Genomic DNA, 11,303 nt, shown 5'->3' with positions numbered 1-11,303 from the left:
GAACCTGTTGAAAGCGGCTAACAGGCTAAGTGCGCCTGTTTGCGCCTAAAAGGCGGCTCGGATGCCTGATTATCAGGTATCCGGGGAGAATTAAGGGGGTATTTGGGTAAAATCAGGAGGTATTGGGGGAGGGAAATAGCCGAAAACCTGTGTTTGGGTTTCGTCTGTCGGGGGAAGGGCTTTTTTGCAAAGGTCTCTGCTCATAAAAAAACTGCACCTTGTGAGTTGGAGGGGATGTGTCCAACTTTTGGGGTGCAGTTCAAAAGGGGAGGGCGGTTTTCAGACGACCTTTTTGAGTGGGGCGGAGGGCTTGTTGTCAGATTTAAAATCTCGCAGATACGCATATTTTATGCCGATGCGGCAGGTTTTCAATTAAGCCGCGCCAAATTCCGTTAATTTCCATTAAAGGTCGTCTGAAAGCCTTCGGTGTCATACTTTCTCGGTTATAATAGCCGGCTTCTTCAATCTGACCCTTTTTTCGGAAATATATCATGGCCTTTGCCTCGCTTTTCACCCTTTTGGACGATATTACCGCTGTCTTGGACGACGTTGCCCTGATGACCAAAATGGCCGCCAAGAAAACGGCGGGCGTGGTCGGCGATGATTTGGCGCTCAATGCGAATCAGGTTACAGGCGTGTCGGCGGAACGCGAGCTGCCGATTATTTGGGCGGTGGCGAAAGGTTCTTTGGTGAACAAGCTGATTTTGGTGCCGCTGGCTCTCTTGCTGTCCGCCTTTTTGCCGAAGCTGATTACGTCTTTATTGATGATAGGCGGGATTTATTTGTGTTTCGAGGGCGTGGAAAAGCTGCTGCATAAGTTTCTACACCGCCACGAAGCGCATGACGACGAGGAAGCTGCCGCTGAAACGCTGGACGAAAAAACCAAGATTAAAGGCGCGATCCGTACGGATTTTATATTGTCTGCCGAGATCATTATTATTGCTTTGGGCGTGGTCGAAAAATACGACTTGATGACCCGTTCGCTGGTCATGGCGGCAATCGGTGTCGGCATGACGGTTTTTGTGTACGGTTTGGTCGGCGTCATCGTCAAGCTTGACGATTTCGGTATGTTGCTGATGCGTCAAAAAAGTACGGGCATCCAAACGGTCGGACAGGGTCTGATTGCCTTTATGCCTTGGTTTATGAGAGGTTTGAGCGTGGTGGGTACGCTTGCCATGTTCCTCGTCGGTGGCGGTCTGATTGCGCACAACTTGGGCTTTTTGCATGATTTCTTACACGCGCACCATTGGGACAGCGGCTTGATGGAGCATATCGCCAACCTTACCGTCGGACTGATTGCGGGTGCCGTCGCCTGCGCCGTTGCGCTGCCTTTGATGAAGCTGTTTCAAAAACACTAAACAACCGATACGTCGTCTGAAAATGGTTCAACTTTGTTGAATCTGTATTTTCAGACGACCTCTTATTTTCTTTTCTCTGCAATGAACATTTTCCGCAAACTCGAACAATATTGGCAGCATCCTGTGCTGTACTGGCCGCTGGTGGTTCTGATTGCCGCCGCCACGCCCTTGACTTTCGCGCCTTATTACCATTTTTGGCTGATGCCTTTGCTGTTTGGCGCGCTGATCCGACTGATTGAACTGCGTCCGCGCTTTGCTGTTTCTACCGCTTATCTGTTTGGGCTGATTGCCTATACGACGCAGTTTTATTGGATACATACCGCGCTGCACGATGTTTCCGGCTTGCCTAATTTATACGCGATTCCGCTGACTTTCCTGCTGCCTGCGTTTCTTGCGCTGTATCCTGCCGCCTGTTTTTGGCTGTGGAAGAAATTTCATCTGCCGCGTTGGGTTAAGGTTGGCATCGTTTTGCCGATTTTGTGGACGCTGGCGGAATTTGCCCGCGAACGCCTGTTGACCGGCTTCGGCTGGGGTGCGCTCGGCTATTCTCAAATTGTCAAAGAAAGCCCGCTTGCCGGCTTTGCACCTTTGGGCGGTATTCATCTGGTTACGCTTGCGACGGCATTTGTCAGCGCGTGGTTGGTGTTGCTGATTGACAATACGGGTCGTCTGAAACAACGTCTGCTGCCGATGTGCATGATTGTTATGTTGTGTACCGTCGGCTTTATCGCCCAACAAGCCGACTTTACTAAACCCGACGGCAGCACCAGTACCGTCGCGTTGGTGCAAGGTAATATCGAGCAGAGCCTGAAATGGGACGAAGAACAAGTCGTCCCCACTATTCAAAAATACTACGGTCAAATCAGCAAAACATCCGCTGACATCGTTATCCTGCCCGAAACCGCATTGCCCGTGATGCGTCAGGATTTGCCGGAAAACATCCTGACCCAGTTTGCCGAGCAGGCACGCACGAACGGCAGCGCATTGGCTGTCGGTATCGGTCAATACACTGCGGATGGCAGCGGATACGAAAACGCCGTAATCAATTTGAGCGACTACGATGATGTTTCAGACGACCTCCCGTATTACGCCAAGAATCATTTGGTTCCCTTTGGCGAATACAAACCGCTGCCTTTTCTGACCGAACCGTTGTACAAGCTGATGAATATGCCGCTTGCCGACTTCCGTCGCGGCGGAGCAGCACAGGCTCCCTTAACCATGAAAGGTCAAAAAGTCGCCTTTAATATCTGCTATGAAGACGGCTTCGGCGACGAACTCATCGCCACCGCAAAAAATGCCACACTGCTTGCCAACGTCAGCAATATGGCGTGGTATGGCGATTCCAACGCGATGTACCAACAGCTTCAGCAGTCCCAAGCCCGCGCGATGGAGCTTGGACGCTATATGGTTCGCGCCACCAATACCGGTGCAACCGCCATTATTTCCCCCAAAGGCAGCATCATTGCTGAGAGTGAACCCAATACCGATGCCGTCTTGGAAGGACATGTCAAAGGCTATGTCGGCGAAACCCCTTATATGAAGGCAGGCGGTTCGCTGTGGCTGATCGGGGTATTGTCGATTATTGCCATCGCACTGTTTTTAATCAGGAAAAAAGCAGATTGAGTTTGAAAAGGCGGTCTTTCATAAGGCCGTTTTTCTTAAAATTTATTATTTACATACAAGAATGTTTGTAATATACTGAACTTATTCCCAGTAAACCAGTCAAATTTTCAAAATCAATCGAGTTTTATAAAAGATAAAAATTCACCTATCAAACAGTCTTTTACAGAAAAAGGCATTTGACAGCATACGATAGGGCAACAGGCAGTGATATACTGCACGGCAAACAACAAGTAAACAATAGTCTCTGCATCATATAAAGGAAAGCACCTCTTATGAACAACGCCTTTGCATTACCCGTCATTCACAGCGGCAACGGCAGCCTTGAGCAATACATTCACACTGTTAACAGCATTCCCATGTTGACGCCCGAAGAAGAAAGCCAACTCGCGGAACGTCAGCAAAAAGGCGACCTTAACGCCGCCAAACAACTCATTCTTTCCCATTTGCGCGTCGTCGTATCCATCGCACGAGGCTACGACGGCTATGGACTGAACCAAGCCGACCTTATTCAAGAAGGCAACATCGGACTGATGAAAGCGGTCAAACGCTACGAGCCCAGCCGTGGCGCGCGCCTGTTTTCATTCGCCGTACACTGGATTAAGGCCGAAATCCACGAGTTTATCCTGCGCAACTGGCGACTGGTGCGCGTAGCGACCACCAAACCGCAACGCAAACTGTTCTTCAATCTGCGCAGCATGCGTAAAAACCTGAATGCCTTGTCTCCGAAAGAAGCGCAAGACATCGCCGACGATTTGGGCGTCAAATTGTCCGAAGTCATGGAAATGGAACAACGCATGACCGGACACGACATCGCCATCATGGCGGACAACAACGATGACGAAGACAGCTTCGCTCCCATCGACTGGCTTGCCGACCACGATGCCGAACCCAGCCGCCAACTGTCCAAACAAGCCCATTACGCCCTGCAAACCGAAGGTCTGCAAAACGCGTTGGCGCAATTGGACGACCGTAGCCGCCGCATCGTAGAAAGCCGCTGGCTGCAAGACGATGGCGGATTGACTCTGCACGAATTGGCAGCCGAATACGGCGTATCTGCCGAGCGCATTCGCCAAATTGAAGCCAAAGCCATGCAAAAACTGCGCGGTTTCCTCGCGGAAGAAGCTGAAGCGGTTTAAGAAACAAAACAGGTCAGTAGAAGGAAAAAGGTCGTCTGAAACCCGAAATCTCGGTTTCAGACGACCTTTTCGTATGGAAAAGATTTATTTTTTCGCTTTAGCCTGTTTGACGTCTTTTTCGGTGATGACACCGCCGCCGTTGTTAAACGCATTCATGATATAGGTGGCAACGGCAGCGAGATCGGCGTCGTTGATGGCGGTCGCGGGCATAAAACCGTTGTAAGGTTTACCGTTGACTTTGATGGGGCCGTTGATGCCTTTGGTCATGCTTTGCAGCAATGCCTGCGGTTTTTTCATAATATAGTCTGATTGGTAAAGAGGGGGAAACATGGTTCCCCTGCCTTCCCCTTTTTTACCGTGGCAGGCGGCGCAATTGCTTTCATAAATCTTTTGACCTTGTGCCATTTGAGCAGCATCGGCAGCAAAGGCGCTGTGGACGGATAAGGCAAAAATTGCAGCCGCCAATATTTTTTTTGTTGTGGTCATGATGTGTCCTTTTTGTCGGTATGGTCTGTTTCTTGATAATACAATAAAGGTCGTCTGAAAACAGATTTTTCAGACGACCTTAGACTTAAATCAAATGTAACGCATTCATCGGAAACAGGATCTATCCGGTCATTGCCAACCTTGCAGGTTGTTTTTGACCAGTTCAGTCAAAGCCTGAATCCATGCTGGGTGGTCGTTCAAGCAGGGGATGTAGCGGTATTCTGTACCTCCGGCTGCGTGAAATTGCTCGCGCCCCATGATGGCAATCTCTTCCATGGTTTCCAAGCAATCTGCCATAAAGCCCGGACAGAATACGTCCAATTTGCTGATGCCTTGTTTGGGCAGTTGGTCAAACAGGGCTTGTGTGCTGGGCGTTACCCATTTTGCTTTGCCAAATTGGCTTTGGAAGGAAACGATGTATTCTTGCTCGTCTAAGTTGAGCGCTTGGGCAAGAAGTTTTGCGGTGTGGCGGCATTCGTCGGGATAAGGGTCGCCGTCATCGTAATTTTTTTGCGGAATGCCGTGAAAGCTCAACATGAGTTTCTCGCCGCGCCCGTGTTCTTTCCAATAGGCTTCAATCTGTTGCTTCATAGCATCGATGTAGCCTGCGTCGTCGTAGAAACGGGAAACGGTACGCAGGCTCATTTGGTTTCGCTGCTTCAATAGTTGCTGGAACACTTTGTCTAAGGCGGCGCCGGTGCTGGAGGCGGCGTATTGCGGATATAAAGGGACAATCAGCAATCTGCCCACGCCTTGAGCTTTCATTTCGGTAAGGACGGTTTCTACACTCGGGTTGCCATAGGTCATGGCATAGCGGACGATGGTGTCGGGCATGGCTTGCGCGAGGGCGTCTGTTTGGCGTTGGGTATAGACGGCAAGCGGAGAGCCTTGTTCAAACCAGATTTTGGCGTAAGCGTGTGCACTTTTCTTTGGGCGCAGCGTCAGTACCAAACCATGCAAAATCGGCTGCCAAATGAGTTTGGGCAGTTCGACGACGCGTTGGTCCGATAAAAATTCTCGAAGATACGGTTTGACGGCGGCTGCAGTCGGGGCATTGGGCGTGCCGAGATTGAGGAGGAGGACGCCTACACGGTTTTGCTGGGTATAGGACAGGGAGGGTTCGATTTGGAAACGCGGCATAATGTGCCTTTTGATTGGGGTGGAAGCCTGTATTGTAGCAATGTGAAGGTCGTCTGAATATGGTTTGCTTTTTCAGACGACCTTTTTTCGGGGTTGTGTTTTAAGGATTGTGATGTATAATGTTATACCATAACATCTATCGGAGGAATGATGAAAGCGAATATCCACCCTGAAAATTACCGTACTGTGCTTTTTTACGACAGTGGTGCCAATGAAGGCTGGCTGATCCGTTCTTGTGCGGATACACACGGCAAAACGATGGTTTGGACCGACGGCAAAGAATATCCTTTATTCTCATTGGATACCTCTTCTGCCTCGCATCCCGTCTATACGGGCAAACAGCGCAATGTGAATACTGAAGGTCGAGCCAGCAAGTTCAACCAAAGATTCCAATCTATGATGTCTTCTTTTAGAAAGGATAAATGATGCAGGTTTTGTCTTCATTGAAAACGGCGAAGAAGCGCCATCGTGACTGTCAAATCGTTCGACGCAAGGGTAAAGTTTACGTCATCTGTAAAAGCAATCCCCGTTTCAAAGCCCGTCAGCGGTAATGTTTTCATATTTTGTAATGCTCTCAATGGATTGCCGCTCGCGATGATTTTCGTGAGCGGTCTTTTTTTGTTTTCAGACGACCTCGGACGGGCGGGTAAGTGTGAAGCAATGGTTGAGGGAAGTTTTAATGTTTGCGAAAAAACTACGGAGCTTTGGAAAAAGCTACATTCGGGGCGTGCAGGTAAATTAGGGTAAGCTTCCTTGCTAGACTATAAAGATGTTTATAACATGGAATTACTGTTTATTCAGTTCCACATTTTTCAGGAGTATTAATATGAAACTTAAAGCTGTATTGGCCGTAGCGGCTATTTTGTCCTTGGGTGCTTGTGCTGCACCTGATCATGAACGCAATGATGCTCCTCGCCACGAGCACCATCACGACCATGGTATGAACCACGAAGGTCACAACCACGCTCATGACGGTCGTTCTGCCCAGTCTTTCGAGTGCCAAAACGGTTTGGCTGTGACTGTACGCAATCTGGACACTAACCGCATTGAGTTGAGCTTGGATGACAAACGCGCTGTCTTGTCTTCTGCTGTTTCCGGCTCCGGCGAGCGTTATGTAGCTAATCGCGGTCTGTTCGGCAAAGGTGCGGAATGGCACCAAAAAGGCGGCGAAGCCTTCTTCAGCTTCGTTGATCCTTATGGCAACAAAGTAGACACTTCTTGCAACCGTCGTTAATGATTGCGTGAATTGTTGGGGACGGCTGATGTGAAATGCCTGTCTCTTTAAGACAACAAAAGGTCGTCTGAAATTTTCAGACGACCTTTTGTTTTGGAGAAACGCAAAACCTGTCGGTATTTTCCAACAGGCTTGCCGGTAGATTATTGGCTGCGTTTGATAATCAGCTTATCTTGGGTGACTTCGGCATTAAGCGCGGTTGCTATTTCCTTGACTACTTTTTCCAAATCGCTTTCTTTGATATTCGGATCGTACTGAGAAGCCAATTTGAGCGCTTCACCAATGAAGGTTTTATCGATTTCTGCATTAACGTTGTATTTGAGCTTGCTGATGATATCTTGTTTAAGCTGCTCGTCGTTTTGATATTCGATAGGCGGAAGAGCGGCGTCTACATCAGCTTTGGCGGCGCTGTCGTTCAAGTAGATTTGATTGCCTTTTGAATCGAATCTGATGCCGGTTTTTAAAAAGGCTTTTGCGATTTCCATCAGCTCTTTTTGTGTTTCGGGACTGTTCACATCGACGCATTCTTTACTTTGTCGGTTGGAGAAGTTATTGAAGCGGTCGATACCTTCGCCGTTGATATCGTAGAGATTGAAGTTGTAATTGATGCGGTCGAATTTGATGTTGTTAATGCGGAAGTTTTCGACGGTGCTGTGTCCTAACATGTTGTATTTATTGTCTTTTTCAGTCTGTTTGCCTTCAGCTTTCATTTTGTCGATGGCGAAATCAAAGGCTTGGTTGTCCATTTTGAATGTGACAGAGTCTAGACTGAAGAGGCTGGTACCATTGCGTATTGCAGTGGTACTGCCTTTTTCCATATCCGCCTGATATTTGATATTTTTTATATTAAATTGGTAACCTGGGTCTTCAGGTTTGTCTGGATGAGAGGCGGTCAGACCGGGCCATTCGAAATTGAAATTATCGAGATGGTACTGATGGTCGGATTTGTGGCCTTTGACAGCCAAAGTCGCCGCTTCCCATTTGATTTCATCAGAATCAATGGTTCGTGAGCCAGAAGGTACGGTCAGTTTGCTGTCTAATTCGCCACCCCAGGAAAGCGAGGTATTGCCGTCTAACTGGAATATTTCTTTATTGTCTTCCCCAATCAAATAGACTTTGCTTTGGATGGTGTAACCGTTCAAGCCGCGGGTAATGATGTCTTCGCCGCGAATTGAGAATTTTGTGTCCTGATGGCACAAGTCGGGCGTGATGTCGCCTCTCCATGAGACTTTCCCCGAAGTAAGACCCATGTCGAATTTATCCAACGTAATTTTCATGCGCTTGTCGGCATCGGGATTGTTTTGGAAGTAGTATTCCTGTTTCAATTTGTTGTCGGCATAAACGCCTCCGCCAACGGTTGCTCCTCCCAATGCGACGATGCCGACCAGTGTTGCGATGATGCTTTTTTTCATGTTTTATCCTTGAGCAGGTGGTAAAAATAGAATGAATAGATTGAAATGGGGTTGATTCAAATCAGCTTGGCGGCAGATAGAAGCAGTTTTTTGTTGAACTCAAGCCGCGACGCTGCCCGGTTGCGCTTTGGCGGAAATTGAATCAACCGCCAATATTTGCTTATGCCGATTTTAAAAATGCCAATATTGTAATATAAAAAGGTCGTCTGAAAACTTTCAGACGACCTTTTTTCAACCGTTCAAGCGATTAGCAACATCTTCCGCCGTTTGCACCGCAGCGGCGTTTGCGGCAGTAGTCTTGAAATTGCAGCTCGGTCATGACGGGGGCGTTGGGATTATGTTTGCGTTGTTGAGCAACGTAGTTTTCATAATCGGGCACGCCTGCCATGAGGTTGGCGGTAAGTTTGGCGGTTTTCCACCAAGCGGCGAGTTTACGCTTCACTTTGTGCCTCCGGTTGTTTGCCGTCGCGGTACACCGCCGGGATTTCTTTAGCAGTTGGCCAGCCGACTTTGCGTGCTTTCATAGCGGTACGTATGCCGTAGATGGCAACGACGACGACGACAGAGAGGAACAATGCGGTCAGACCGGCATTGATCTGGTCGTTGAAGATGATTTGCGACATTTCGCCGATGTCTTTAGCGGGCGCGAGGACTTCGTTTTTAGCCAATGCATTGCTGTATTTGCCGGCATGGGCAAGGAAGCTGACGCGCGGGTCACTGTGGAACAGTTTTTGCAAACCGGCATAGCAGGTTACAAACAGTACGCCGACGGCAGGAACGAGTGCCACCCAGACATAACGGTCGCGTTTCATCTTAATCAACACAACGGCACACATAATCAAGGCTACGCCTGCCAGCATTTGGTTGGCGATGCCGAACAAAGGCCAGAGCGAGTTGATGCCGCCCAACGGGTCGGTCACGCCGGTGTAGAGGAAGTAGCCCCACAATGCCACGGCGAAGAAGGTCGCAATCAGGTTGGCAGGGATGGAGTCGGTGTTGCCGAAAGGTTTGTAGAAAATACTGCCCAAGTCTTGAATCATGAAACGTGCGACGCGTGTACCGGCATCGACGGCGGTCAGGATGAACAAGGCTTCAAACAACAGGGCAAAGTGATACCAGAATGCCATCATGGCTTCGCCCGGAATCAGACGGCTCATGATGTGTGCCATACCGACTGCGAGGGTAGGTGCACCGCCCGCACGGGACAGGATGGTGTTTTCGCCGACTTCTTTAGCGGTGTGCAACAAGGTTGCGGCATCAACAGGGAATTGCAGCTTGGTGGTAATCACTTCGGCGGCAGTATTGGCATCTGTACCGATCAGGGCGGCAGGGCTGTTCATAGCGAAGTACACGCCGGGATCAAGCGATGCGGCAGCGGCAAGCGCCATAATCGCCACGAAACTTTCCATCAACATACCGCCGTAACCAATCATGCGGACGTGGGTTTCGTTTTCCAGCATTTTCGGCGTGGTACCGGAAGAAATCAGCGCGTGGAAGCCTGAAACCGCACCACAAGCGATGGTAATGAAGAGGAACGGGAACAATGCGCCTGAGAATACCGGGCCGGAACCGTCTATAAAGTGGGTCACGGCAGGCATTTGCAGCGCAGGGCTGACGATGAGGATACCGATGGCGAGTGCGACAATCGTACCGATTTTCAGGAAGGTAGAGAGATAGTCGCGCGGTGTCAGCAGCAGCCATACCGGCAATACTGATGCTACGAAGCCGTAAATCATAATCGCCCAAGTGAGCTGGATGCCGTCAAGGTCAAACCAGTGACCGATGGAGCTATGCGCCACATTGTCGCCGTAAATAACCGCCAGCATCAGCAGGATAAAGCCGACGATGGAAATCTCGCCGATTTTGCCCGGACGGATATAACGGGTGTAGATACCCATAAACAGCGCAATCGGCATGGTGGCGGCAATCGTAAACGTACCCCAAGGGCTGTGAACCAGTGCTTTCACCACAATCAGCGCCAACACCGCCATAATGATGACCATAATCATCAAAATACCGATGGACGCGATCACGCCGGGTACAGTGCCGAGTTCTTGTTTTACGATATCGCCCAAAGACTTACCGTCGCGGCGCATGGAGACGAACAAGACCATCATGTCTTGTACCGCGCCGGCAAACACTACGCCGAAGATAATCCACAGCGTACCCGGCAGATAACCCATTTGCGCAGCCAGTACGGGACCGACCAAGGGACCTGCGCCCGCAATTGCGGCAAAGTGGTGTCCGAACAATACGCCTTTGTGTGTCGGCACATAGTCCAAACCGTCATTGTGCCGCTCGGCGGGCGTGAGGCGGTTCGGATCAAGCTGCATCACATATTTGGCGATGTAGAGACTGTAAAAACGGTAGGCGATGCAGTACACCGATACGGCGGCGGTGACCATCCATACCGCACTGACCTGCTCGCCCCGACTGAGAGCCAGAGTGGTAAAGGACGCTACGCCGACCAAAACCACAATGCCCCAAATGAGGAACGTTTTGAGCGATTTCATTGTTTAATCCTTAAAATACAAGAGGGAGAATGTTCGGGTTCTTATTGTTGCGGAGGGACAAACTGCATCCCGAAGCATTTATGGAAGAAAAAAATGAAGCGATGATGGTGCGGGAACCCTGGCTTGAAATAATTAATAAACAAGGGAACTAAAGTCCTAGAATGTTAACTATTATCAAGCCTAGCGTAAGGTTAACACAATCCGATAACGTGCGGGCTAGATTTAACTCAAACAATCGTCATTCATTACGATATTACCGCTTATTTTTTGACAGATTCTTTACACAATATCCTGACAGAGAGAAAGGTCGTCTGAAAACCGAATTTTGGGTTTTCAGACGACCTTTTGTAGGGAAAGCGAAAGCTTCAGGAGTTATAGTGGATTAACTTTAAACCAGTACG

Annotated in this window: 11 protein-coding genes; 6 read left to right on the top strand and 5 right to left on the bottom strand. The window is 49.2% G+C overall.

Features of this window, described 5'->3' with window-relative positions:
* The first annotated feature begins 491 nt into the window (after positions 1-491).
* The 3 genes from HMPREF2572_RS03530 to rpoH all read left to right on the top strand — a co-directional run bounded on the left by HMPREF2572_RS03530 (position 492) and on the right by rpoH (position 4,117).
* Positions 492-1,358 carry a DUF808 domain-containing protein gene (locus tag HMPREF2572_RS03530; RefSeq protein ID WP_070496277.1) on the top strand — a complete coding sequence of 289 codons (867 nt, stop codon included), beginning with the start codon at positions 492-494 and terminating at the stop codon, positions 1,356-1,358.
* An 81-nt stretch (positions 1,359-1,439) separates the two neighbouring features.
* The gene (lnt, locus tag HMPREF2572_RS03525) at positions 1,440-2,981 is read left to right on the top strand and encodes an apolipoprotein N-acyltransferase (protein WP_070496276.1); all 1,542 of its coding nucleotides are present in this window, start codon (positions 1,440-1,442) and stop codon (positions 2,979-2,981) included.
* Between the two features lie 272 nt (positions 2,982-3,253).
* Complete coding sequence (gene rpoH / locus HMPREF2572_RS03520; protein ID WP_003744881.1) at positions 3,254-4,117, top strand: RNA polymerase sigma factor RpoH; 864 nt, start codon at positions 3,254-3,256, stop codon at positions 4,115-4,117.
* Between the two features lie 84 nt (positions 4,118-4,201).
* Here the strand turns inward: rpoH and HMPREF2572_RS03515 are convergent, their stop codons facing one another.
* Together HMPREF2572_RS03515 and hemH are read right to left on the bottom strand one after the other, a co-directional pair.
* A complete protein-coding gene (locus HMPREF2572_RS03515; RefSeq protein WP_070496275.1) occupies positions 4,202-4,603 on the bottom strand; it encodes a c-type cytochrome in 402 nt (133 codons plus the stop codon).
* A 129-nt stretch (positions 4,604-4,732) separates the two neighbouring features.
* Complete coding sequence (gene hemH / locus HMPREF2572_RS03510) at positions 4,733-5,743, bottom strand: ferrochelatase (RefSeq protein WP_070496274.1); 1,011 nt, start codon at positions 5,741-5,743, stop codon at positions 4,733-4,735.
* Between the two features lie 150 nt (positions 5,744-5,893).
* Here hemH and HMPREF2572_RS03505 point away from each other — a divergent pair, with 150 nt between their 5' ends.
* The 3 genes from HMPREF2572_RS03505 to HMPREF2572_RS03495 all read left to right on the top strand — a co-directional run bounded on the left by HMPREF2572_RS03505 (position 5,894) and on the right by HMPREF2572_RS03495 (position 6,977).
* Positions 5,894-6,169 carry a type B 50S ribosomal protein L31 gene (locus tag HMPREF2572_RS03505; protein WP_049229924.1) on the top strand — a complete coding sequence of 92 codons (276 nt, stop codon included), beginning with the start codon at positions 5,894-5,896 and terminating at the stop codon, positions 6,167-6,169.
* Complete coding sequence (gene ykgO / locus HMPREF2572_RS03500) at positions 6,169-6,294, top strand: type B 50S ribosomal protein L36 (protein WP_003685279.1); 126 nt, start codon at positions 6,169-6,171, stop codon at positions 6,292-6,294. The genes HMPREF2572_RS03505 and ykgO overlap by 1 nt, the downstream gene beginning before the upstream one ends.
* Positions 6,295-6,569: 275 nt before the next feature.
* On the top strand, positions 6,570-6,977 hold the full coding sequence (locus tag HMPREF2572_RS03495; protein ID WP_070496273.1) for an MliC family protein: 408 nt from the start codon (positions 6,570-6,572) through the stop codon (positions 6,975-6,977).
* Between the two features lie 143 nt (positions 6,978-7,120).
* On the opposite strand, the gene HMPREF2572_RS03490 is transcribed toward HMPREF2572_RS03495, so the two are convergent.
* The 3 genes from HMPREF2572_RS03490 to HMPREF2572_RS03480 all read right to left on the bottom strand — a co-directional run bounded on the left by HMPREF2572_RS03490 (position 7,121) and on the right by HMPREF2572_RS03480 (position 10,902).
* Positions 7,121-8,389 carry a DUF945 family protein gene (locus HMPREF2572_RS03490; protein ID WP_070496272.1) on the bottom strand — a complete coding sequence of 423 codons (1,269 nt, stop codon included), beginning with the start codon at positions 8,387-8,389 and terminating at the stop codon, positions 7,121-7,123.
* A 247-nt stretch (positions 8,390-8,636) separates the two neighbouring features.
* A complete protein-coding gene (locus HMPREF2572_RS03485) occupies positions 8,637-8,831 on the bottom strand; it encodes a YbdD/YjiX family protein (RefSeq protein WP_003744600.1) in 195 nt (64 codons plus the stop codon).
* Positions 8,821-10,902: a carbon starvation CstA family protein gene (locus HMPREF2572_RS03480; RefSeq protein WP_070496271.1), complete on the bottom strand. Its 2,082-nt coding sequence runs from the start codon at positions 10,900-10,902 to the stop codon at positions 8,821-8,823. Before HMPREF2572_RS03480 ends, HMPREF2572_RS03485 begins: the two co-directional genes overlap by 11 nt.
* Positions 10,903-11,303 lie beyond the last annotated feature (401 nt).

The sequence above is a fragment of the Neisseria sp. HMSC064E01 genome (assembly GCF_001808875.1).
Classification (GTDB): domain Bacteria; phylum Pseudomonadota; class Gammaproteobacteria; order Burkholderiales; family Neisseriaceae; genus Neisseria; species Neisseria sicca_A.
The sequence above is the reverse complement of the archived record's forward strand: the minus strand, read 5'-3'. Positions and strand labels throughout refer to the sequence as shown.

Coding starts and splice junctions, on each gene's coding strand:
- HMPREF2572_RS03530 (WP_070496277.1), top strand. CDS start 492: ATGGCCTTTGCCTCGCTTTTCACCCTTTTGGACGATATTACCGCTGTC.
- lnt (WP_070496276.1), top strand. CDS start 1,440: ATGAACATTTTCCGCAAACTCGAACAATATTGGCAGCATCCTGTGCTG.
- rpoH (WP_003744881.1), top strand. CDS start 3,254: ATGAACAACGCCTTTGCATTACCCGTCATTCACAGCGGCAACGGCAGC.
- HMPREF2572_RS03515 (WP_070496275.1), bottom strand. CDS start 4,603: ATGACCACAACAAAAAAAATATTGGCGGCTGCAATTTTTGCCTTATCC.
- hemH (WP_070496274.1), bottom strand. CDS start 5,743: ATGCCGCGTTTCCAAATCGAACCCTCCCTGTCCTATACCCAGCAAAAC.
- HMPREF2572_RS03505 (WP_049229924.1), top strand. CDS start 5,894: ATGAAAGCGAATATCCACCCTGAAAATTACCGTACTGTGCTTTTTTAC.
- ykgO (WP_003685279.1), top strand. CDS start 6,169: ATGCAGGTTTTGTCTTCATTGAAAACGGCGAAGAAGCGCCATCGTGAC.
- HMPREF2572_RS03495 (WP_070496273.1), top strand. CDS start 6,570: ATGAAACTTAAAGCTGTATTGGCCGTAGCGGCTATTTTGTCCTTGGGT.
- HMPREF2572_RS03490 (WP_070496272.1), bottom strand. CDS start 8,389: ATGAAAAAAAGCATCATCGCAACACTGGTCGGCATCGTCGCATTGGGA.
- HMPREF2572_RS03480 (WP_070496271.1), bottom strand. CDS start 10,902: ATGAAATCGCTCAAAACGTTCCTCATTTGGGGCATTGTGGTTTTGGTC.